Annotated in this window: 17 protein-coding genes, 1 tRNA gene and 1 pseudogene; 9 read left to right on the forward strand and 10 right to left on the reverse strand. The window is 59.4% G+C overall.

Annotated features, from left to right (window positions below; genetic code table 11):
- The first annotated feature begins 368 nt into the window (after positions 1-368).
- The 4 genes from HNQ81_RS04460 (at position 369) to HNQ81_RS04475 (ending at position 3,151) form a co-directional block, all read left to right on the forward strand.
- A complete protein-coding gene (locus HNQ81_RS04460) occupies positions 369-713 on the forward strand; it encodes a PepSY domain-containing protein (protein WP_183348733.1) in 345 nt (114 codons plus the stop codon).
- 130 nt (positions 714-843) lie between these two features.
- Positions 844-1,008 carry an ATP-binding cassette domain-containing protein gene (locus tag HNQ81_RS18050; protein ID WP_353740482.1) on the forward strand — a complete coding sequence of 55 codons (165 nt, stop codon included), beginning with the start codon at positions 844-846 and terminating at the stop codon, positions 1,006-1,008.
- 53 nt (positions 1,009-1,061) lie between these two features.
- Positions 1,062-2,297 (forward strand): CDP-glycerol glycerophosphotransferase family protein, encoded by a 1,236-nt coding sequence (locus tag HNQ81_RS04470; protein ID WP_183348734.1) that lies wholly within the window; start codon positions 1,062-1,064, stop codon positions 2,295-2,297.
- Between the two features lie 224 nt (positions 2,298-2,521).
- On the forward strand, positions 2,522-3,151 hold the full coding sequence (locus tag HNQ81_RS04475) for a DedA family protein (RefSeq protein WP_183349054.1): 630 nt from the start codon (positions 2,522-2,524) through the stop codon (positions 3,149-3,151).
- A 96-nt stretch (positions 3,152-3,247) separates the two neighbouring features.
- On the opposite strand, the gene HNQ81_RS17755 is transcribed toward HNQ81_RS04475, so the two are convergent.
- Complete coding sequence (locus tag HNQ81_RS17755) at positions 3,248-3,376, reverse strand: IS3 family transposase (RefSeq protein WP_275888834.1); 129 nt, start codon at positions 3,374-3,376, stop codon at positions 3,248-3,250.
- 323 nt (positions 3,377-3,699) lie between these two features.
- Between HNQ81_RS17755 and HNQ81_RS04480 the strand changes: the two genes are divergently transcribed.
- From HNQ81_RS04480 to HNQ81_RS04500, 5 genes and pseudogenes are all read left to right on the forward strand, one after another.
- Positions 3,700-6,399 (forward strand): glycosyltransferase family 39 protein, encoded by a 2,700-nt coding sequence (locus HNQ81_RS04480; RefSeq protein ID WP_183348735.1) that lies wholly within the window; start codon positions 3,700-3,702, stop codon positions 6,397-6,399.
- Entirely contained in the window at positions 6,396-7,076 is a 681-nt protein-coding gene (locus HNQ81_RS04485; RefSeq protein ID WP_183348736.1) for a response regulator transcription factor, read from the forward strand. The genes HNQ81_RS04480 and HNQ81_RS04485 overlap by 4 nt, the downstream gene beginning before the upstream one ends.
- The gene (locus tag HNQ81_RS04490) at positions 7,073-8,479 is read left to right on the forward strand and encodes a sensor histidine kinase (protein WP_183348737.1); all 1,407 of its coding nucleotides are present in this window, start codon (positions 7,073-7,075) and stop codon (positions 8,477-8,479) included. Before HNQ81_RS04485 ends, HNQ81_RS04490 begins: the two co-directional genes overlap by 4 nt.
- A 204-nt stretch (positions 8,480-8,683) precedes the next feature.
- Complete coding sequence (locus tag HNQ81_RS04495) at positions 8,684-9,187, forward strand: hypothetical protein (RefSeq protein ID WP_183348738.1); 504 nt, start codon at positions 8,684-8,686, stop codon at positions 9,185-9,187.
- A gap of 345 nt (positions 9,188-9,532) precedes the next feature.
- Positions 9,533-9,803, forward strand: a pseudogene (locus tag HNQ81_RS04500) (nucleotidyltransferase family protein).
- A 2,361-nt stretch (positions 9,804-12,164) separates the two neighbouring features.
- On the opposite strand, the gene HNQ81_RS04505 reads toward HNQ81_RS04500, so the two are convergent.
- The 9 genes from HNQ81_RS04505 to HNQ81_RS04545 form a co-directional block, all read right to left on the reverse strand.
- Entirely contained in the window at positions 12,165-12,380 is a 216-nt protein-coding gene (locus tag HNQ81_RS04505) for a hypothetical protein (RefSeq protein WP_183348742.1), read from the reverse strand.
- A gap of 441 nt (positions 12,381-12,821) precedes the next feature.
- Positions 12,822-12,897: transfer RNA gene (locus tag HNQ81_RS04510), tRNA-Phe, on the reverse strand.
- 76 nt (positions 12,898-12,973) lie between these two features.
- Complete coding sequence (locus HNQ81_RS04515) at positions 12,974-13,852, reverse strand: hypothetical protein (RefSeq protein WP_183348744.1); 879 nt, start codon at positions 13,850-13,852, stop codon at positions 12,974-12,976.
- A 137-nt stretch (positions 13,853-13,989) separates the two neighbouring features.
- A complete protein-coding gene (gene nadC / locus HNQ81_RS04520) occupies positions 13,990-14,826 on the reverse strand; it encodes a carboxylating nicotinate-nucleotide diphosphorylase (RefSeq protein ID WP_183348746.1) in 837 nt (278 codons plus the stop codon).
- 9 nt (positions 14,827-14,835) lie between these two features.
- Complete coding sequence (locus HNQ81_RS04525) at positions 14,836-17,505, reverse strand: valine--tRNA ligase (protein ID WP_183348755.1); 2,670 nt, start codon at positions 17,503-17,505, stop codon at positions 14,836-14,838.
- A 247-nt stretch (positions 17,506-17,752) separates the two neighbouring features.
- A complete protein-coding gene (locus HNQ81_RS04530; protein WP_183348757.1) occupies positions 17,753-18,847 on the reverse strand; it encodes a deoxyguanosinetriphosphate triphosphohydrolase in 1,095 nt (364 codons plus the stop codon).
- A 122-nt stretch (positions 18,848-18,969) separates the two neighbouring features.
- Entirely contained in the window at positions 18,970-19,320 is a 351-nt protein-coding gene (locus tag HNQ81_RS04535) for an argininosuccinate lyase (protein WP_183348759.1), read from the reverse strand.
- A 43-nt stretch (positions 19,321-19,363) separates the two neighbouring features.
- Positions 19,364-22,786 carry a DUF748 domain-containing protein gene (locus tag HNQ81_RS04540; RefSeq protein WP_183348761.1) on the reverse strand — a complete coding sequence of 1,141 codons (3,423 nt, stop codon included), beginning with the start codon at positions 22,784-22,786 and terminating at the stop codon, positions 19,364-19,366.
- A 63-nt stretch (positions 22,787-22,849) separates the two neighbouring features.
- Positions 22,850-23,824 carry a radical SAM protein gene (locus HNQ81_RS04545; protein ID WP_183348763.1) on the reverse strand — a complete coding sequence of 325 codons (975 nt, stop codon included), beginning with the start codon at positions 23,822-23,824 and terminating at the stop codon, positions 22,850-22,852.
- Positions 23,825-23,881: the final 57 nt, after the last annotated feature.

A 23,881-nucleotide genomic window follows, 5' to 3' on the forward strand; every position in this document is an offset into this window, starting at 1 on the left:
CGCCTTGAAGGCTCGCGCTCTGTTTGCCACGCAAGCCATAGTCCGCCGCGACGGGCACAGAGCATGTACCAGTGGGTGATGGTGGCTGTGCTGTGTGATTGCATCTCGATTCCAGCCTGGTCCTGCTGGGTGCCGCGCATTGATAACGGCACTCGGGTCGGCATTGGCGTCTGGAATGTGCCTCTTTAAAATTATTTTTGTTATTTCAGATGGTAAAGCATTTCATATTAAAAAAAATCGGTCCACTGCTTTCCCGTTCATCATCTCTTCATGTTAGCGTTTTATGATCGGGTCCAACGGTAGGAGCAAGACGTTGGTCGTCTTGCCGGTATTACTGCCGAAATAACCTAATAGCTGGAGGTAGCGTCATGCAGAAGAAATGGATTGTTATCATTGGAAGTGGGGTTTTGGTCTCAGGCCTTGCTGTTGCCGGAGCGAGTTTCGCGAAATCAGAGAATGGCGAAGTCAGCGGGGGCACCATCCGAATCGAAAAGCAGTCCAAGGCGGAGTTTCCTTCGATGGCCAAGATATCGATGGTTCAGGCTGTTCAGACAGCCTTGGCCTCGGTTCAAGGGCAAGTCTTGGAGGCTGAGCTCGAGGATGAAGACGGCTTTCTGGTGTATGGGATCGAGGTGGTCTCCGCCGACAAGACTGTCATGGATGTGACGGTGGACGCCGGTACCGGAAAGGTGCTGGCCATGGAAGAGGATTAAGCGGACGACGAGGACTGATCCAGCCAACGTTTATGAACAAACCGGATCAACATAGCACTGTGAGGCCTATGCCACAATCGACATTGAATATCTGCGGTTAACGATTGAGGGGAAGGAAATCCTCAAGGACATCGATCTCCGCCTGCGCCCCGGCGACACCTGTGGCCTCCTGGGGCCGAACGGTGCAGGAAAGGCCACCATCATCTTTGCCATTCTGGGGTTGCCCGCATACCTCCGAAGGGCATGTTTGAAGGTCCATTCCCGGAATGCAGTCCGCTTCAGCGCACCTGGGTAGGAAATTGAGGTACATAGCCCGCTAGAATCCTTAACTTCTATATTTTAATTGTAATGCTGCGAATCGGATTTCTTTTTAATCATTATTTTCCGCACCAGGTGCCCCATGCGGCGCCGTATGCCTTTGAACTGTCCAGGGGTTATCCGGATATTGATGTCGTCGTTGCCTGCTCCTCCCGGCAGGAGATGGATCTTGTCGAGGCCATAGGGGCGCTGTACCCGGGTCATCGCTGTACATTCAAAATGTTGATGGTCCCATGGTATTACAGAATGATCGACCCGGTGGTATCGAAGTGGTCGTTTATGCGCAAGCAGATCGTTCTATGGCATAATCTTGATTTTTTCAGGGGATTGAACGCCCTGGTGTCGCCCGAGGTCAATTGCGCCGATTTGCGTAAAGAACGTGGTTTGGAAAATCTGACCATGATCCGTACCCGTCATGGTGCGGGGGACCGGGATGGCGTGTTCGATGATCGGTTGTTGGCCTTTGATTTTATGCTCCTGCCGGGTCAAAAGTATGTGGACCGCCTCAACGATCAGGGATTGTTGCGGAAGGATTGCTTCGCCGTGCCAGGCTATCCAAAATTCGATGTCGTCATGGGTCTGAAAAGGAAAATTCCGCGATTATTTGCCAATGACAATCCGATCGTGGTCTATAACCCTCACTTCGACCAGTCGCAATCCTCCTGGGGCCCCATGGGCCTGCAGGTTCTTGAATTCTTTTTCCAACACCGGGAGTTCAATCTGATTTTCGCCCCCCACGTGGTGCTATTCAAAAGGAGCCTGCGCCATGGCGCATTCCTGCCCGGGAAGTACCGCCGGACGCCGAATATCCATGTCGACACGGGCAGCGCCGCGTCAATAGATATGACCTACTTGCTGGCAGCCGATATCTATCTCGGTGACGTGAGCAGCCAGGTCTATGAATTTTTGCTCGAACCTCGCCCCTGTCTTTTCCTCAACGGTCATCATGTCGCCTGGCGGGGCAATCCGTCCTATTACCATTGGAGAATGGGGCAGGTCGTCGACAACATCGAGCCTGGACTCAGTCAGGCGCTGGGGCAGGTATTTACGACCCATCAGCGGTATCTGGAAAAACAACGCGAGGCCTTAGCCTATACTTTTCATACCGAGGCTGGATCCACGGCGGCTGAGAGAGGAGCGAAGACCATCGCTGATTTCGTCTCCCGGAAGGCCGGGGGGTACCCGTTTCGCACAGGAAGGTCGTTCCAGGAAAAAACTGAGCGGACAGTATCTCGGCCGATGCGTCAAAGTGGTTCCGTTGGATAAAGAAAGAGGTTTCAGTTGCAGGACTTACGGTCGAGAACTTTCACTTCTCGACCTGACAGGGATGGAGATGTGGTCTACCTGATTGCCTACGCCATCAAAGATGGTGATTACATCAAGTGCTCGAAATGCGGTCAGCAACTTTGGGTGCCGAAAATTTATTCGCCTGATTGTCTTCAAGAAGACCCGAAAACGTCATGGGGACAGGGAAATGGGAGCGCATTGAGATGTTTCATCATTTTGTCGTCTGGCTGACCGATACCATCGGCCAATGGGGTTATCCGGGCATCGTGATGCTCATGGCCTTGGAATCTTCTTTCTTTCCGTTTCCCAGTGAAGTGGTCATTCCGCCTGCCGCCTACCTTGCTGCGAGCGGGAAGATGAATATCGGAATGGTCGTCCTTTGCGGCACATTGGGGAGCCTGCTGGGGGCTGTGTTCAACTATTGGTTCGCCCTGAAGTTTGGAAGGTTGTTTTTTGAAAAATATGGGCGATACCTGCTGGTCAGCCCCAAGTCCCTGGAAAAGGCCGACCGGTTTTTTGAGCGTCATGGGCATATCAGCACCTTTATCGGCCGTTTGCTGCCGGGAATTCGGCAGTATATTTCCTTGCCTGCAGGGTTGGCCCGTATGAATATCTTTATCTTTTGCACGGCCACGGCATTGGGCGCCGGAATATGGGTATTGATCCTGGCGAGCATGGGCTACTGGTTCGGACGCAACGAGCAACTGGTGTTGCAAAACCTGCACTGGGCCACACTGATTTTGATGGTCGGATGCGGCGTCATTGTGTTTTTTTACTGGCGCACATGGCAAAGCCATATCAGGCGGACACAGGAACTTGAGACCAGGTTATGAAGATGACCACGCCGCTCATACGTATCCCAATCAGCGGCTGGGTACTCGGCCTTGTGAGCATATGGGGTCTGTCGACAGTAATGGAGACCAAAATGATCACGCAATACGCTGCCGCTTGTAATATTTGCGTTTAAATGCGGCCGACGGGAGATGGCCGAGTTTCTTCTGGCGGCGCTGCCGATTGTAGAAGATCTCAATGTACTCTCTGAACTTCTTGGTGCGCATCCTGTTGGAGATTCTCCTCATTGGACACAACTTGGCTGGTTCTTGCCAATTCTGCTTTTGTATCGGCTATTTTGAACTTACCTCATCAAATTGCTACATCGTTTCCGGGATATATTGTCAACCGAAATTGAAGATTTGATGAAGGCGCCAGCACCCATCCGCCCTTGAGTTCATCCCCCTTCAGTCAATTCCAGCGTTCATACTTCCCGTCCGAAAAACCGGCCTTCGCCGGTCATTGCGGTTCATCATTTCTTCATCTTCATCGATTACCCTGTCATCCGTAGCACGCAAGGCATACGGTAACCAATGCAGAGAGGTAATCCATGAATTCAATCTCAATCATTATCCCGACCAGGAACGAACGGGACAACATCGTCCCCTTGCTGGAGCGGATAACCGCGGCTGTCTCCACTTTGGCGCATGACACTGAAATTGTCTTTGTTGACGACGGCTCAACCGACGGCACCCGTTCCGAAATCAACGGCTACAAGGGGCCGCTGCCGGTGCGGCTGATCTGCCGTGACGATGAAACCGGCCTGGCCAGCGCGGTCTGCGCCGGCGCCCGGGCGGCGGCCGGTGATCTGCTGGTGGTGATGGATGCCGATCTCAGCCACCCGCCCGAGGTCATCCCCGACCTGCTCCAGCCCCTGCTCGATGGCAGCCGGGATATGATCGTCGGCAGCCGCTACATCCCCGGCGGCTCGACCCCGGAGTGGCCCTGGACGAGGAAGGTCGCCTCACGCCTCGCCACCCTGCCGGCCCGCCTGTTCACCGCGATCCATGATCCTCTGGCCGGCTTTTTCTCGATCCGCCGGGAGTTCCTGCTCGCCGTCCGGCAACCGGTCACCGGTTTCAAGATCGCCCTGCAAATCCTGGCCACCAGTCCGGACCTGCGCGCTGCCGAGGTCCCGATCACCTTTATCGACAGGACACAGGGCAGCTCCAAGATGAACGGCGCGGTCATCCTCGAGTATCTCAAGCAGTTGGCCGCCCTCGGCGGGCTGCCGCTCGAGGCGGTCGGCAAAAAGGAGCTGACCACCCTGGCGACCAGCGTCGTCATCCTCGATTTCCTCATATTTCACCTGCTGCAGTACAATGGCTTCGAACTCGCGGTCGTCCATATCTTCAGTTTTCTTCTGGCCTGCAATCTCGGCTACATCATCACCGCCACCACCACCGACGATCCCCTCTCCTATTTCCGGCCCGCCGCCCTGCTGCGCTACCAGTGTATCCTTCTGCCGGTCCTGTTCCTCCGTGGCGGCATCATGGCCGCCATGGCGCCATGGTTCCCAGACTGGTCATGGCTGCTGTCGGTGGCGGCCGCCTGTTACAGTCTGTGCGCTGCGACGGCAGGGTTTCTCCTGGTCTCAGGCAACAGGAACAGGGCCTGCGGCCCGGTGAACTGGCGCTTGGCGACGCTGTTCATCGTCGCCTATACCGTCATCCTGCGGCTCGTCTACTTCGGGACCTTCGAACTCACCCAGGAGGAGGCCTATTATTGGAACTACAGCCAGCACATGGCCATGGGCTATCTCGATCATCCACCGATGGTCGCCCTGATGATCTGGGTCGGCACCCACCTGTTTGGCAATTCCGAGGCAGGCGTCCGTGTCGGGGCCCTGGTGTGCTGGATCATCACCGCCTGGTTCAGCTACCGCCTCACCCTTTCGGCCTTCGACAGGAAGATCGCCCTCAACAGTCTGGTGCTGATCGCCGCTCTGCCGCTGTTTTTCGGGACGGCCCTGATCATGACCCCCGACGCGCCCCTGATCGCCTGCTGGGCCGGGACCCTGTTTTACCTTCATCGCGCCCTGATCGATGGCGACCAGCGCTCCTGGATCGGAGTCGGGATCTGGCTCGGCCTCGGTCTGCTCTCGAAATACACCATCATACTCCTCGGACCGGCGACCATCCTGTTCATGGTGAGCGACCGCCGCTCCCGCCGCTGGTTCGCCAGCCCCCGGCCCTATCTCGCGGCCGCGCTGGCGATGGTGATTTTTTCGCCGGTTATCTTCTGGAACTATCGTCATGCCTGGGCGTCGTTTCTGTTTCAGAGTCAACACCGGCTTGCCGATCAGTTCATGTTTTCCACCCCGGAACTGTTAGGCTCCATACTCCTGCTGCTGACCCCGACGGGTCTGTTCGCCGTCTGGGCTGTTGGTTACACCCACCGCAAACTGGAACCGGGTGTTACCGCCCTTGTGGCTGATCGCCGCCGTCGCCACCGGCTGTTCGCCCTCTGCATGGCGCTAGTGCCCCTCTCCGTCTTCGTCTTCTTCAGCTTTTCCAGGGAGGTCAAGCTGAGTTGGGCCGGCCCCTTGTGGCTGGCCTGCATTCCGCTGATGGCCTCGTCACTGCCGACCAGTGATGCAGGCGGCAGGATTCGATCTGTCGTCCAGCGGGCCTGGTCGGTCACCCTTGTTTGCCTGGTCCTGGGCTATGGTCTGATTCTCCATTATTTCTCTCTTGGTATTCCCGGTATCCCGTTCAACACCGGCGCCTTCCTGTTCGGCGGTGAAGATCTGGCCGACCGGGTCGAACAGACCGTCAGGCGGGTCGAGGCCAAAAGAGGTGCGCCCCCCGTCGTCGTCGGCATGGACAAGTACCAAATTGCCAGCGGCCTGGCGTTTTACCGGGTGAAGACGTTCAATCCCTCGGAACGGGGTTCGTCGCCCCAATCGGCTCCGGAAACAACCGGACGACATCTCTTCAACCTGGGCTCGTTGATGTACGCCTTCTGGCAGGCACCGGCGGCACTGACGGGCAGGGATCTGCTGGTCATCGCCGACGAAGAGGAGAAACTCGACAATCGGCTCTTTGTCGGGAGGGTAAAAGAACTCGGCAAAATTCGTTCTTTCCCGGTAAAAAAACACGGCAAGGAGGTCGGCGTGTATTATTATCGGCTGTTAACCCGGTATCGTCCCAACGGGCCTGTCGACAACGGCGCCAGAACCACCCCTCGCTCCGCCATTGCCGTCAGGCCAATTTTTACGGCAGCAGCCACCAACACCAGGCGATTATGAACATCCTGATCATCGACGACGAACCCTATCTGCTCGAAAAACTCGGCTCGGTGCTAACCGATGAGTTTTACTCCGTCGCAACGGCGGGGGACGGAAGGGAAGGGTTGGACAAAATCTGGAATGATACCTACGATCTGATCCTTCTCGACATCATGCTGCCGGGCATGAGCGGCCTCGAGATTCTGGCGGAGATCCGGGCCGCCGGGATCCAGACTCCCGTCCTAATGCTGACTGCCAAGGGCGACATCGACGATAAGGTCAAGGGGCTCAATCTCGGTGCCGACGACTATCTTGCCAAGCCGTTCTCCCTGGCCGAACTGCTGGCCAGGGTGCGGGCCCTGATCCGGAGGGGAAAAACCGGCAGTCCAATGATCGAGATCGGCACTCTCCGCCTCAATACGATCAGCCGGGAGGTCACCAGAAACGGCGTACCCCTCATCCTCACCGCCAAGGAGTTCGCCATCCTTGAATTCCTGCTGCACAACCAGGGCCGGGCGGTATCGCGCTTCACCCTGGCCGAGCATGTCTGGGGCGACAATTTCGATCCGTTCAGCATGTCGAACTTCATCGATGTCCATATGAGCAAGCTGCGGAAAAAACTGAACACTCCGGAGAACGAACCGTTGATCAGGACGGTCCGGGGGGTCGGCTATCGCATCGACAAGGAAGGGACATGAGAATCCGAACGAAGTTCACCCTCTGGATCTCGCTGGTTTCTCTGTCGACGACGATCGTTGCCGCGTTCTTCGTCTACATCGAGTTGCTCGAAGAACCGTACAAACTGATCGATCGCGAACTGTACGAAGTGGCCGGTGCCGCCCTCAACGTAGTGGATTTTTCCCATCCCGCCGAGATCGGAGGGAGGCTGCAGAAACTGGACTACCATATCAACAGGTACTGGTTCAAAATGATCGATAGCAACGGCAAAGCGCTTTTTTCTTCGCCACTGGCCCGGCTGTTCGATATCCCGCGCCGATCGGATAAAGGGAAATTTTTCATCAGGCAGAAAATATCTCTGGCTCAATTGTGGATAGATCCTGGAGATCTTGACGAATTAAACGAGGTTACCGATGATGTCGTCAATTTTCGGGTGGTGACGGTGTCGCGGGACACGCCGAGCGGAACCTTTACGGTGATGATCGCCAAGCCGCTGCTGTTTTTCGATATTGAACTGCAGGAGTTGCGGTCAAGTGTTGCCTGGGGTATCTGCGTCGCCGTCGTCTTGGTCTTTCTGGCCAGTTATTTCCTGGCGGGACGGATGCTGCGGCCGATATCGACGATCAACCACCATATCCGGATGATCCGTGAACAGTCGCTTGATCGGAGGATCCCGCTGGGCGACAGTCGCGATGAGCTGCACGTCCTGTCGACCTCGCTCAACATGATGTTCGATCGCCTGCAGTATTCGTTCACCCAGCAAAAAGAGTTCATCGGCAATGCCGCCCACGAACTGAAGAGTCCGCTGACCATCCTGATGCTCGGCCATGAAGAGTTGCTGGCCGGCGACCCCCCGGAAAAGGTTCGCCAGGAGTTGGAAAAACAGCTCAACACCATGCGCCGGCTGAGCCGACTGGTCCGCGACCTCCTCGATATCTCGAGGTTGGAGCAGGGAGAGACCTGCCACCGTCAACCCGTCCGGCTCGATCAGCTGATCGGTCAGGTGGTCGAGGATTACCAGGAAATGCTGCAGGCGCGGCGGATCAGCGTCGAGATCGACACGGCTGCGGCGAGTCTTGCCGGTGACCCGGAACAGCTGCTGCGGCTGCTGATCAACCTGATCGACAATGCCATCAAGTACAATCTGGCGGCCGACGGCCGCATCGTGATCAGGACGGAGAAGAACAACGGGCAGATGGTGTTGACCATCGCCAATACCGGGCTATCGATCCCCGCCGCTGATCTGCCGAGGATCTTCGATCAATTTTACCGGGTGGAAAAGTCGCGCTCCCAGGCGTATGGCGGCTCGGGCCTGGGCCTGACCATCGTCAAACGGATCGTCGAACTGCATGGCGGATCGATCGAGGCGGCCAGTCACGACGGCTGGATCACGTTCACCATTGTTTTACCCGAGATGTCCTGACTCGAAAGCCATATGTATCGCAGCGTTCCGACCAAATTCCGGCCGCCAGTTTGGCTGTGCCGCCAACACCTGGCATCCACTCGCCCTGTCGCCGCCATGAGGTCGCTGTACCATCTCACTGTCATGATGCTGCTCTTCTGTCTGTTTGCAAACGGTGTAAACGCGAGCGAAAATGACAGTCTCTGGGAACGATCGCTTACGGCCGTGAACGACACCACTCCCTTCGCCATCGCTGATCCGGAAGACCAGGAAAAAGGCTGGTTCCACGGGGCCTGGGGCGGAATCAAACAGATATGGGACAAGGGAAATTCGGATTTCTACCTCTCCGGCCGATACTGGCACACCTCCTTGGGTTTCACGGACGAGGACCGGGACCGGTACGACGACTGGGGACTCGGCGGCGGCTACGGCCGAAGCCTCACTGACGAGAAGGGCAACCAGCGGATGCTGTACGCCCTGATCGCCCAAGACTCCTTCGAAAAACCGATGTACCTCACGGGCGTCGGCTGGTTGGCGCAATGGCGGATGCCCGGGGACCTGCGCGTCGGCGCCGGCTACTCGGTGGCAATCATTGCCAACAGCATCGCCACCGACTATATTCCTTTTCCCGCTCCGGCCCCCCTGGTGAGCATCGGCAACGAAAAAGTCTCCCTCTACTGCACCTTCTTCAATTCTATCCTCTACTTCTTCGCGAAGACGAGCTTCTAGCCTTCCAGTGTTGCCGATTTGCGGCGAGAGACCGGCCAGTGCCGGCGAGGGTTTTCAGTCTGTTCCGGCCCGCAATCGACATCACCTCTTCCACCTCCCGGGCGTTTTTTCGACGGCTGCGCGATGGTTTTCCATCCCTCTATCCATTGCAATGACCCGTCCGATTGATGGGGGGCCCCACGGGATTCTCCCAATTTTTATGGTGCACGCCACTTAGCTGATGTTATATGTGATGATTAGCTTGGGACAGTCTTTGTGTGGCCAAGGGTTTCCTGGGCATAAAGGCTGAGCAGATGAATACGACCGTTCAGAGGTTGAAGGAAGAACAGACCGCGCGCCCTTGAACTGCTGAGCCGCAGCAAACCGGAGCTGCAGGCCCGGTTCGGCAGGCATGACCCGGCTGTCGTTGTTCGGCTCGACCGCCCGCGATACGGCGACCAGCGGCAGCGATGTCGATATTCTGGTAGCTTTCGACGGCCCGGCTACCCCCAAACGTTATTTCGGGGTGCAGTTCTGCCCCGAGGATCTGCTCGGCGGCCCGGTCGATCTGTTGACAGAAATGGCCCTGCGGTCGGAGTTGCGCCCCTACATCGAACAGGAGCGGGTCGATGTCTGATGCCAAACAGCGCGAACGGCGTTTATCTCTCGGCGATTTGATATCGACATCCTCATCGCTCCGGTAATATGGCTTCAGGTGTTGAATCATCGGGCTTGCCTTTCGCATCGGAAAAAGCGGTTACGGATGCCGACGGACAAGTCATATGTGTCGTTGTAGGGATAATCGAAAAAGCAACCGATGAACGGTTTAAAAGAAATGGAAGAGTTATTCGATGAGTTCTTGAGAAAGTACGAAAGCGGCGAGATCCATAAAGAAGAGTGGGAGACCAGGCCACCGGCAGAATTACACCTGTTCAGGTGTCGGAGCCCGAGAACCGTGCCGTCCAGTCTCTTGCAGGAATTTTCGGGAAGCGAGTCGTCTTCATCCGCAACGACAGCGACCTCGAAGACAGGGATTTCGTTTGCTCCCCCTGAAGGGTGAGCAAAGACCGGCGGAAAGATATGTGTTGAATATAACTTCCCACCCGAGGCCGGAAAGCACATCCCCACGTTGAGGGGGGCTGATAGTTACACCTTCAGTTACCCCCTCAACCATCAATGCAACCATCAACGAACCGCCACCTTGTCCGCGAGTTCTCCCCCCTCAGGGGTGCGAACTTCACTGCGCACCTATTCAAAAAAGGGGACAAAAAGGTGCGGATCAGAGTGCGGACCAACTGGCTTCAACCGATGGGTTGTCCATTCAAGGAAGACAGAAATGCGGAGGGCCTTTTTCCTGTGTTCGCTCGCCTTTTTGGGCGAGCGAAGAAAATCGCCCTGCTAAGGCGCTAGGGGCCTGCGGGGAACAATTCCCTCAATCTGAGGAAATGTTCAGCGGGGCCAGTTCTGGACTGGTAGAATCAGATAGACGAACGCTGAGCTCAATTCTGAGCCGAGTGTTTACCAGACATCCCCCGCCCAAACGGCGGACACCCGAGACCCGGGGAGTCCTCGTTCACCCAAAAGGGCGAGCGAGATTGGTTCCCCTGTTCTGGTGAATCAAGATGGGTGACAGTCCAAAATTGGATTCTCATCAGGCTGAAGAAATCCCCACGCGCACCAGGACGTTCCGAATGGTTTTTCCCCTTTTTGGGGGGAAACTACGGAATCCCCACGCGCAGAGAGGTGCCGCTTTGATTCGCCTAAATAGGCGAACCAATCGACGAGCGCACCTTTGCGCTGGATGAATACAAGGACGCTTCGGGCAACTTCCACCAATGGTGGAAGTTAAAATCCCCCATTGGGGGAAAGCTCCACCAGCTCGGGCAACAGTTCCACCGACACCGATCATCCCCACCGGCTAAGAGCAAGACAACGGCCAGGGCACAACAACCCGAGCTCACCGGCCGCACAGCCTGGCTGTCACCCTAACCTGTTCCTGAGATCGATTACACATTTTTACAGATCAAATACACCACCGGCAGCGGATCGGCGCCATCCTGACGCCATCCTGACGCCGATACTGACCGCCCGGCCGCACTCCTACAACCAGGTCATCACTACGCTGGACACGATCGCCACCACCGGCAGGAAACCACCACGGCCATACCGAGGCCCGATTTTTCGGCCCGCCGATCGATGTCAGCTCAAAGCTGAGCGCACATATCGTTTCCGGAGACGAAACCAAGAACTACTCTGCTGTCGCAAGTAATGGAGTTATCGAACTTCCTCCAATTGAGGAAGTTAACGAGCTGGATTTTCAGCTCGGCTCACCTTGCCGGCGATCCGTCAATCACATCACTGAACGATTACAGACCGCTTGCCGGCGTGGGGTTCACTGACACCATCGGTTTCACCGTACGCATGAAGGACGGTGCGGTCGAGGTCATCGACACCGAGTAACGAATCGTTACCCCCCACCTGCCGGCCAACTTCATTATTACTGAAGTCAGGCAGGGTGAACGATACGTTCACCCTGGCGGGCCATCTTCGACATAGGTTGTCGATAGTATCTACCCCCTTCCATCTTGCCGACGGACGCCCGAGGGGGCCTTGACTCAGGGCATCCCTACTGCCGGCGGACACCCGAGGGAATCGTCGACCTGCCGGAGATGCACTTAATTTTTAGGAGCGAGATGGGCCGCCCGCAAAATTGCGGAGCATCGGGGGCGAGATGGTACCGTCCCGAAAAATGGGGGCTTGTGTCCGCCCCTTCCTTCGCTCGCCCAAATAGGAGGAGGGGCAAACACACAAGTCCCCAACAACCCCCGATGGGGGAACTTGTCTGACTGATACACTGGTATCCACCCCAGGTATCCACCAAAGAGCTGGTTACTGAAAAAGGGGCCCGTAGCTGTCAACACCTCGGCCAGAGCAAGGCGAATGTCTATCCCAAGCATGATTACGCCACTCCTGCAGGAAAGCACCCACTTCAATGTATTCAGCGCTGCATCGCGGCCGGTTCCCTCCATTCGCGGATCTGATCGAGAATGGAGAAGTAGCGCTCCATCTTCCCGAGATCCACCGAGCCACCGTACACCTCCACCATTCGTTCGATGGCAGAGGCTCGGTCTTCCAGGTCCATCACTTCATAGATCGAGTAGTCGCCAAAGAGATCGTGGGCGACATCGATCAGTTCTTCAAGCTCGTCCTTCATGTCCTTTTCCCACTATATCAAAACCAGCAGGATGCCCGGCCATTCTGGCAATTCTGCCACAGGAGGAATCCAACTCGGCGGGACATTAGACACCCTGGTGCTGATCCGAACCACCCGGCCACAGTCATTCAACCATGCCGCCAACACAGCAGCCAGGATCGCCACCACGGGGCGGAAGACGCCACAGCCATACCAAAGCCTTTGCCCTGCCGACCGACCAGGGGGCAGCCTGATCAATCTATCATCGAGGTCCAGGGGCCGGCGGTGGGATCAGTGCTTCCAAAAAATGGGGGGAGTTCTCAGACTTGAGGACGGGGTCGGATGATAGAGGCGGGATGGGATAACCCCCTTGGAATGAAAAAATGTGGGATAAATGTGGGATAAACTACTTTGAAACAAAAAAGCACCTAGAGCCTTTAAACTCTAAGTGCTTGAATTTGCTGGTGCCGGGACCAGGAATTGAACCAGGGACACACGGATTTTCAGTCCGTTGCTCTACCGACTGAGCTATCCCGGCACCTTGTAGGTGGGCTTTTTACACGAGTTGCAAAACCATGTCAACCATTTTCTCCCCCGGACTGGAGCCTGCGGCTTCAATCCTTGTCAAGGGTAAGGCCGCCCAGATCGAGATCGAAATCGAGTTCCGGATCGATATCCCCGGCTGAAGACGCCTTCCTGCCTGCCGTATCCGGGCGGGTCTTCAATTCATCGATTCCCAGATCAAGGCTGAAATCGAGTTCGTCTTCGGCCTGATTCGCGACCTTCGATGTACCGCCTCCCAAGTCATCCATATCCAGATCAAGGCTGAAATCGAATTCGTCATCATCCTGCTTCGCAGCCGGCTGCGCCTCCATCGATTTACTCACGGCGAGGTGGGTATCACCTTCCAGGTCATCCGTATCCAGATCAAGACTGAAATCGAAACCGTCTTCTGATTTTTCCGTTACCGGCGGGAAGGTTTCTCTGGGCGGTGGAGCCAGATCGGAAATATCGGCAAGCTCTTCCGGCAATTCCCGGCCGATCGTGGTCCCACTTCCAGGAGCCGCAACCGAACCGCCGAGAACCGGCCCCTTCAGATCATTCTCGAATTGCGAAAGATCAATCGCAATATCCCCTTCTTCATCCTGGCCGGGTTCGAGCGGAAGTTCCATTCCATCCCTCAACCCGCTCTCATCACCGGTCTCCATCTGCAAGGAAGATCGCTCAGCGATGGTTTCAGGTTCCTGATCATCGAAAAGAATTTCGAGATCAGGATCCTGCACCTCGAAATCCTCGACGACCTCATCGCTTATTCTGATATCCTCGCCGTATGTCTTCGTCTCATCCAGATCCTGGATTTTCAGAAAGAGAGGGGCTGTGACGCTGAAAGCCGTGCCATGCACCAAATCCGCGACATTATTAAAATCTTTACCGCATTTGCCACATTTCGGCAGTTGGTCGAACGAAATGAATCCGCATTTTGGACAGCGCATGAGTGTTCCTCTATTGAGATATTTCCCAGTCCCGGCTTACACATTCTGGCGACCGGAATCGCCCCTGATATCGATTGTGCCGCATTATCACACGTTTTTTTGCGATTAATCAAGAATTATTCCATGGCCGCGGATACTTACACGAACCAATCCATGCCGATGTCGCAGGCGGGGGCCGAATGGGTCAGGGCGCCGATGGAGATGATATCGACCCCGGTGGCGGCAATCCCCGCCACCGTCTCGAGGTTGACCCCGCCCGAGGCCTCGACCAGGGCCCGACCATCGATACAGGCCACCGCCTCCTGTATCGCCTCTATACCCATGTTGTCGAGCATGATGATATCGACCCGGCAGGCCAGACACTCCCTGACCTGCTCAATGCTCTCGGTCTCCACCTCGATGCGGATAGTGTGCGGCACCCTGGTCCTGACCCTGGCCACCGCCTCGGTGATGCTGCCGCAGGCGGCGATGTGGTTGTCCTTGATCAGTACGCCGTCGGTGAGGTTGAAGCGGTGGTTGCTGCCGCCGCCGGCCTGGACGGCGTACTTCTCCAGCAGCCGCAGGCCCGGTGTGGTCTTCCGGGTATCGGTGATCCGCGCCCGGTGTCCCCTGACCAACTCGACGAAGCGGGCCGTCAGGGTGGCGATGCCGGAGAGGCGCTGCAGCAGGTTGAGCGCCACCCGCTCGGCCTTGAGCAGATCGACCACCGGGCCGCGCACGGTCAGCAGGACAGCGCCGGGATGCACCGCCGTTCCGTCGGCGACCGGGTCGATGGTCTCGACGGCCGGATTCTGGACCCGGAAGACCTCGGCCGCCACCGTCCCGCATCCGGCGACGACGCACTCCTGTCTCGACACCAACCGGGCACAGCCGAAATCGCTGTCGCCAAAGATCGATTCACTGGTCAGATCGCCCCGGCCGATATCCTCGGCGAGGAAGGACCTGATCATCCCCTGCAGCAGATTCCTGTCCATGGTTGCGTCTCAGCCAATGTTCTTCAACCGTGCTTCGGCCTCGGCGATCGCGGCCAATCTGGCCTCGAGGGCCGCCTTCTTCTCCCGTTCCCCGGCCACGACCTCGGCCGGGGCGTTGGCGAGAAACTTGGCGTTGCCGAGCTTGCCGCTGACCTGGCGGAGCCTGGCCTCGGTCTTTTCCCGTTCCCGCCCCAGTTTCTGCAGCTCGGCCGCCACGTCGACCAGGCCCTTGAGCGGGACGTAGATCTCGATATCGTTGTAGATGTAGGTGGCGGCATCGGCCGGCTTGTCGCCCAGGACCTGGACGGCGAGGCCGCTGAGCCGGGTCATGTCGGCGATCGCGGCGGCATAGGCATCGATCAGCGCCTTGGTCTCCGCATCGGCGCAGACCACGCAGGCCTCGATCCGGGCCGACGGATGGATGTCGGCCTCGGAACGGATGTTGCGGATGCCGGTGATGATCCCCATCAGGGTCGTCATCTGTCCTTCCGCCGCCGGATCCGCCCACCGCTCCTGCCGCTCCGGGAACGATTCCAGCATCAGGGTGCGGCGCTCGCCGGGCAACACGCTCCAGATCTCCTCGGTGACGAAGGGGGTGAGCGGATGCATCAGCTTCAGCACGATCTCCAGCACCGTCAACAGGACGGCGCGGGCATCGCTTTGGGCGCGGGCATCCGTGCTGAACAGGTCGGCCTTGATCCACTCCAGGTACCAGTCGCAGAATTCGTGCCAGATGAACTGGTAATTGACCGAGGCCACATCGTTGAATTGGTAGCCGTCCAGCCCGTCGCGGACCGCGGCGATCGTCGCCGCCGTGCGGCTGAGGATCCAGCGGTGGACCAGCGACAACTGCTGCGGTTGCTCGCAGACCCCGCGCACCTCCGGGCCGCAGTCGCCGACGTGCATCAGGGCGAAGCGGGCGGCATTCCAGATCTTGTTGATGAAGAAGCGGTAGCCCTCGATCCGGTCCTCGTCGAGCCGGATCTCGCGGCCCTGAGCGGCGAAGGCGGTGAGGGTGAAGCGCATCGCGTCGGTGCCGTAGCGGTCCATGACCTCGAGCGGATCGAGGACGTTGCCGGTCGATTTCGACATCTTCTTGCCATGCTTGTCGCGGACCAGGGCGTGGAGGTAGACGTCGCGGAACGGGACCTCGTCCATGAAGTGCAGGCCCATCATCATCATCCGCGCCACCCAGAAGAAGAGGATGTCGAAGCTGGTGATCAGCACCGAGGTCGGGTAGAAGGTCGCCAGTTCCCGGGTCGGCTCCGGCCAGCCCAGGGTCGAAAAGGGCCACAGGGCCGAGGAGAACCAGGTGTCGAGGACGTCGTGCTCCTGTTCCAGCCGGGATGAGCCGCACTGCGGGCAGCGCACGGGGTCGGTCGCCTCGACGATCAGCTCGCCGCAGTCGCGGCAGGTCCAGGCCGGGATGCGATGGCCCCACCAGATCTGGCGCGAGATGCACCAGTCGCGGATGTTGTCCATCCAGCCGTAGAAGGTGTTGTACCAGGTTCTGGGATAAATCCTGATCCGGCCGTCGCGCACCGCCGCCACCGCCTTGTCGGCCAGGGGCCGGACCGAGACGAACCACTGCATCGAGGTCGTCGGCTCGATGACCGTCTTGCAGCGGTAGCAGAGGCCGATGGCATGGTCGTAGTCCTCGACCTTGTCGAGCAGGCCCAGCTCCTGAAGGTCGGCCACGACCTGCTGGCGGCAGGCGAAACGGTCGAGGCCCTGGTACTTGCCGGCCGCCTCGTTCATGACCCCCATGTCGTCCATGACCTTCAGCAGATCGAGGCCGTGGCGGCGGCCGATCTCGTAGTCGTCGCGATCGTGGGACGGGGTGACCTTGAGGGCGCCGGTCCCGAACTCCATCTGCACGTGGTGATCGTAGACCACCGGGATGACCCGGCCGGTCAGCGGCAGGCGGATGCCGACCCCGGCCAGGTCGCGGTAACGCTCGTCGTCGGGATGGACGGCAACGCCGGTGTCGCCCAGCATGGTCTCGGGCCGGGTGGTGGCCACCACGACGTAGCCGGAGCCGTCGGCGTACGGGTAGCGGATATGGTAGAGCTTGCCCTTTCTGTCCTCGTGTTCGACCTCGTCATCGGCCAGGGCGGTATGGCAGCGCGGACACCAGTTGACGATATAGTCGCCCTTGTAGATCAACCCTTCCTTGTAGAGGCGGACGAAGACCTCACGCACCGCCGTCGACAGCCCCTCGTCCATCGTGAACCGCTCGCGCCGCCAGTCGCAGGAGGAGCCGAGCCGCTTCAGCTGGTTGATGATCGTCCCGCCCTTGTCCTCGCGCCAGCCCCAGACCCGGTCGATGAAGGCCTCGCGGCCGAGGTCGTGCCGGCTCTTGCCCTCTGTCGCCAGCTGCCGCTCGACGACGTTCTGGGTGGCGATGCCGGCGTGGTCGGTGCCCGGCAGCCACAGGGTATTGTCACCGCACATGCGGTGATAGCGGGTAAGGATATCCTGGAGGGTATTGTTGAGGGCGTGACCGACATGGAGGACGCCGGTGACGTTGGGCGGCGGGATGACGATCGAGAACGAGGGTCGCCCCTCCTCCATCTTCGCCGCGAAACAGTCGTGCTCCAGCCAGTGCCGCAGCCATTTTTCTTCGATCAGGGAAAAATCGTACCCCTTGCTCAACAGGTTTTCTTCGTTGCTTGCCATGACCAGTATGATGAATGTTTGAAATAGTCGGCCCGTCCCGCTGTTCACTGCCGTAAAATCGGCGGGAAGACGCCGACGATGGACAAGGCCGGTGGGAGACATGCAGAGGGGATACGGGAAAATCGAATCTGCCCAGACACTACCTAGGAAGGATCTTTAATTCAACAGTTTTTCCGTGAAGAAGAGGGAAAATGCGGCCATTTCGGGCCAATGCGAGAGCGAGCCGAACGGTGGCGGCAAGCGGCCCCTACCTGGCCCCCCATGGCTTGGGCAGGAAGATCTGCTCGTAGAGATTGAGCGCATAGCGGTCGGTCATCCCGGCGATATAGTCGCAGACCCGGCGGTGGGCGATCTTTTCGTTCGGCCAGTCGCTCTCCTCCTCGCCCGGTTCCCAGCCCTCGTCGATCCGCCCCGAGAGGCCGTTCTCAAAGAAGTAGCCGTAAAGCTCGCGGATGATCTTCTGCGCCTTCTCGAATTCGTTGTGGACCTTGTAATAGCGATAGACGTTGTCGTACAGAAAGGCGCGGAGGTCGGTGATCGCCTCGAGCATCGCCTCGCTGACGTGGAGCCGGCCGTCATCCGCCCCGAGGGTCTCGACGATCAGGTCCCGGACCATCGCCCCGATCCGTTTCGAATGCCGCTCACCGACGACGTTCTTGATTTTCTGCGGCAGATCCTTGCCCTTCAGCACCCCCGAACGCAGGGCATCGTCCATGTCGTGGTTGACGTAGGCGATGATGTCGGCCAGCCGGACCAACTGGCCCTCGAGGGTCACCGCGATCTCCGCGGTATCTTTGGGCAGAATATCGCCGTTGCCTTTGGAATGCTTGACGATGCCGTTGCGGACCTCGAAGGTCAGGTTGAGGCCCTGGCCGCCGTTCTCCAGGGTGTCGACGACCCGCAGGCTGTGGATATAGTGGCGGAAACCGCCGGGGTGAAGTTCGTTGAGGGTCGCCTCGCCGGCGTGGCCGAACGGGGTATGGCCGAGATCGTGGCCGAGGGCGATGGCCTCGGTCAGGCATTCGTTGAGGCACAGGGCGGTGGCCATGCTGCGGGCGATCTGGGAGACCTCGAGGACGTGGGTCAACCGCGTCCGATAGTGGTCGCCGGTCGGGGCCAGGAAAACCTGGGTCTTGTGCTTGAGACGGCGGAAGGTTTTCGAGTGGGTGATGCGGTCCCGGTCGCGCTGGAAAGGCAGACGGATGTCGCGGAGATCGTCATCCTCCGGCTTGATTCGCCCCCTGGATCGCTTGTTCAGGGTGGCGTAGGGAGAGAGGATCTGTTCCTCCCGTTCTTCGAGCTGTCTTCTGATCGAGGTACCGACCACAGGGATAAATGCCATTCCGCTTCTCTGCCTGTCCAGGAATAGAGATTCTTGACCTCACCGGCTTTCTTTACACACCGGGGGCGACAAACGCAAGCAGGAATGGCGGACCGGACCGAAACGGCAGCGGGCGGTGTTCGCTATTCGTAGCGTGCCATCGGCAGACCGTCCTCGAACGACAGCACGATCGTCGAGATTTCGGTAAGGTCCACCTCCGGCCAGTCGATCGCATCGCCTTCACCGTCGACGACCCTGATATTCCAGTAATCAGCCTCTTCCTCCAGGTCGAAACTGATTTCGATTTCCTGTCCGTCCGGCAGAGTATCGGCCGACAGCACGTCCTCCTGCCAGTCATCGGCAAAGGCCGGCCTGATATACAGCTCATAGATCTCGACTCCGGTCCTGTTGACCAGGGTGAAATCCTGTTCACCCGCCGTTGCCGGGCCGAAGGCAAGGAGAACCAGCAGCACGGTCGGCACCAGATTGTTCATGGCTCATGCCCCTTGTTGGTATTGGCCCCGCCGCAGCCCGCGCTTACAGGGCTTCGAGAGCGAGCGTGGCAGAAGGCTGCGCTTTCGCGGGCAGCGGCTCTGCGGCCTTGACGGCGATCCTGGCCTTCGCAATCCGGCCTTTGCTTTCCAGCCTGGAGACGATCAATTGCGCCCGCTCCTCGGCAAGCCGCCGGAAATCGGCATCCGCCACCGCTTCGCTGTCAACGAGCCGGCCGTACAGTTCCTTCGCCCACCGGACCGCCTGCCGCGGCCGCCCTCCTTCTTCCGGATCCTCTTTCCTGCCGGCGGCTGCAGATGTTTGAGGCTGCCGCTTTGCCGCAGCGAAGACCTCTTCGAGTTCCTCCAGCGCCTGCGGCCCGAACCGCTCTCGATACAGTTCCTCCAGGAGCTCGCGGACGTCGAGGTCACTGAAATCGAGCGGGCCGACGTTGTCCTCCGGCGCGATCTCTTTCCCCAGGCGGGCGGCAACCGTGCGGCGGACGCTCCGGGTCCTGAGCTCGATGCCGTCGGCCTCGGGGCTGTAGCGCCCCTGGACGATCAGCTTGAGCTGCGGCCGGTTTCCCAGGGCAGCGGCGAGTTTGATCAGTTTTTCCTTTTCCGGGGGCAGGAGTTCGGCGCTGCCCGGATCAAACGCCAGCATATCGAATTTTTCCGCCTTGCCGCCGAACATCTTCGCCAGAACCTGGAACGGGGCGGTTGCCGTCTTGGTGATCAGGTTGGCAAACATCTTGCCAATCAGCGAACCGAAGCTGAAACGGGGATCGTTGAGATCGCCGGTCACCGGCAGACCGATATCGATCCGGCCGCTTGCATCCCGCAACAGCGCCAGGGCCAGATCCAGGGGGAGATTGGCGGCATCGGGGTTGTCGACCCGCTCGCCCAGAATCAGGTTGTCGATGACGATCTTATTCTCGCCCATCATCCGGTAGTCCTGCAGCTTGTATTTGAGATCGGCGGAAATCTTGCCCGACTTGATGAAACGGCCGGCGAATCTGCCCGAGTACGGCGACAGGCTTTGCATCTCGAGGTTGCGGAAGATCATGTTGAGATCGGATGAACGGCGGAAATCATCGGTTCGGATCACCCCGTTGATTTTGGCAATCCCGAAACGATCGACCTGCCCGTCGAGCTTGACCCGGGCCTGAGCGTCGGGCTTCGACGACAGCCCCGCGACGACGCCCTCGAGGTGATGGATGCGGGTCCTGAACTGCGGTTGCAGGCTAAGATCGGCAAAGACCATATCGCCCTTGTCGACCAGGATGCGGGAAACATCGAAGGCAAAGGCGTCATCGCCGTCTTGGGACTGCCTGGTTTCAACCGCCGACACCGCCGAGGATGGGGCAGGACCGGCGGCCGGCCGATCTTTCAGGACCCTGGCAATATTCAAGGTCCTGTCCTCGCCGATAATCAACTCCCCGACCGGTCGGGAGATCCTGATCTCCTGGGCCTTGAGCCCATTCGGCTGCAGCGTCAGACTGAACTTGGGCAAGCGGACGGCATCGACACTGAGGTAAGGCTTCTCGGCCGCGGGATCGGTCAGCCGCAGCTTGTTGAGGCTGAAATTCCCGGCAAAGACTGCCTTTGCCGACTCACCCGGAAAGCCATACCGCAGCTTGCCTTTGGCGGAGGCCAGGGCCGACTCCAGCTGCAGGGTGACATACGGCTGAAGATAGGGCTGCAGGGAGGTCAGCGCCACATCGGTCGCCTCGATCTCGGCCTCCACCGCCGGCTTGGCGGGGTCGACCGTGCCGCTGATGGTTGCCGTCCCCCCCGGTGCCACCTGAAATCCGGCGGTGAAACCCATCGGTGATCGGCCGTCGATCCCGGTCAGCCTGGCCTTGAAATCCTGGAGATTGACCACGGGCGTTGCCGCCGGCGTCGTCAGGTCGGTGAAGCCGGCGGTGAATCCTTCGACCTCGAAGGATTTGACCAGGTATTTCCACGCCGGGCCGGGATCGGAGGCCGGGGCGGCCTTGCCTGATTTCGCGACCTTGGCGTTCGGCTCCAGTAGCTGCCCCCAGTTCAAGTTTCCTGCGCCATCGCGGGCGACGTCCAGCCCGCCCCGGCGCAGCGCCAGCCGTTCCAGGGAAAACGACCGGGCGCCGAGATCGCATTCACCGCCTTCCGCCGTCAGCGTTTCGACGGCAAACAGCGGCTGCGGCGACTGGCCGCGGTCGACCCGGATGCCCCGCCATTCGCCGGCGATCCGGCCCAGGACGGCTCGGGTCGATCCGCCGCCGACGGCAAGTTCCGCCTGGAGATGGAGATCGGCGCCGGCGACCACCGCCTTGACCGGGACCTTGCGGCTCCTGTCATCGAGGGTAATGGCGATATCCTCCAGATCAACGGCGTTTGCCTTGACCGTGAAGGGCCGGTCGACGGCGGCCGGCGGCGGCTCCTGCGGCTCGGTTTTTTGCGACGATGCCTGCCGGACGACCTGCTGCAGGTTGAGAACGCCGGCATCGTTTATCCGGGCGTCGATGGCGCCGCCTCCCAGCAGCAGCCGGGTCACCTGCAGTTCGCGGCTCGCCGAATCGAAACGGGGCGCTTCCAGTTCCAGCTTTCGGGCGTGGAACAAGGCCTTCTCGGCCTTGGGCAGTTTGAGCGCCAGCTCGGTGACGGAGAGATCCAACCCTTCCAGGGTCAGGTGAATCGGGGTGGATTCGGCGCTGAACCGGTAGGCGGTGGCGAGATCGATCCGCCCCTCGGGTTCCTCCAGGTTGACGCTGTCGCGGACGAATTGCCACAGGCTGGCGGTCCGGACGGCATTGAGAGTGAGCCTGCCGCTTGAACGGAACGGGGCCAGGGCGATCTCGCCCTCCCAGCCGATCGACTCGCCCTCGTCGGTGACGGCGGCAAGATGGCAGGCGCCGCTATGATCCCTGACCGTGGCCAGGCCCTGCAGGTCGAAGTCGAGGTTGTGCAGCGTGAAACCGGCCGGGGTGCTCGGGCGCCTGTCGACCACGACCAGTCTCCCGTCGCGGATGGCAGCATTGCCGAGGATCAACGGCAGGGGGCCGGTATCGGGTTTGTCCGCCGCAGTCGGCGACGGCGAGGCGGCCAGCCTCGCCAGATTGAACGAACCGTCGGCCTCGGCGACCAGATGCACCTCCGGCCGGGTGAGGGCGATCTCCCGCAGCACCACGGCCCACTGGAACAGACTGCTGGCCTCGAGGTCGACGAACAGCCGTTCGAAGCTCACCAGCGGCGATCCATCCGTCTGCTGCAGGCTGAAGCCGTTGACATCGATGGTCAGCAGGAAGGGATTGATGGCGATCCTGTCGACCGCGGCCCGGCAATCAAGATGCCGGGCCGCATAGCCGGGCGCATACCATCGCAGGATCCTCGGCGCCGCGACAAAACCGGCAAGGGCATACAGCAGCACGGCGACCGCTGCAATGATCAGGTATCTGTTGGTCAGCGCCTTTCGAATCGTGGGATGCATGTGTCGGTAATGTGGAAATTGTCGGTTGTTGCCTTCAGACCACCGCCAGGGCCGGCGGGAAATTCAGGGCTGCCATCTTTTGATCCTGCCGGCGTCGGCCTGTTCGGAACCATCATCATCGGCGGCCTCGAACGGCCGGTTCTGGCGGAAATCGGGGATCAGCAGATCCTGGCTTGTCAGTTCCTGGATAAAGGCGTTGTCGAGCCCGAGATCGAGGGCATAACCCATGATGTCATCATACTCTTCCTCCGTCAGGGTCCGATCGATTCCGGGATACTGGCAGGCCCGGTACTGGGGCGAATACTGCGACATGATGCTGACGGCGATATCCGGCGACAGTTCAGCCAGAAACTTGAGGCATCTGCGGCTGTTGTCGAGGTGGCCGGGCAGAACGAGATGGCGCACCAGCAGCCCCCGGGTGGCGATCCCGGCCTCATCGAGCTGCAGGTTCCCGACCTGGTGAAGCATCTCCCGCAGAACGCCGGGGACGATATCGGCGTAGTCGCCGGCCGCCGACAGTCTGCCGGCCAGGGCATTGTGAAGGTACTTGAAATCGGGCAGGTAGATGTCGACCAGGCCCCGGATCAACCTGAGGGTCTCGACCTCGTCGTAGCCGTTCGAGTTGTAGACCACCGGGATCTTCAGCCCCCGGGCCCTGGCCAGGACGATGGCATCGGCCATCTGCAGGACCATGTGCGAGGGGGAGACGAAGTTGACATTATGGGCGCCCTCGTCCTGCAACTGCAGCATGATGGAGGCCAGTTCGTCGATCGTCAGCAGCCAGGTCGGATTGTCCTCGAACTCCTGGCTGATCTGGTAATTCTGACAGAAGACGCAGCGCAGGTTGCAGCCGGCAAAGAAGATTGTCCCCGACCCGCGGCTGCCGGACAGTGGCGGTTCCTCGCCGAAATGGAGACCGGCATGGGAGATCAGGATGCCGGGCGGCACCCGACAGAATCCAGCCTCGCCGGCCAGCCGATCGACCCCGCAGTGCCGCGGGCAGCATTCACAGTGGCTGAGTCGCGCCGCAAAGGACATCTTCCCTCCTCCTCGACAATCCGTACCTTTCCGCCCAGACCCGGCGGATCCTCAGTC

This window comes from Desulfoprunum benzoelyticum (assembly GCF_014201505.1).
Taxonomy (GTDB): domain Bacteria; phylum Desulfobacterota; class Desulfobulbia; order Desulfobulbales; family Desulfocapsaceae; genus Desulfoprunum; species Desulfoprunum benzoelyticum.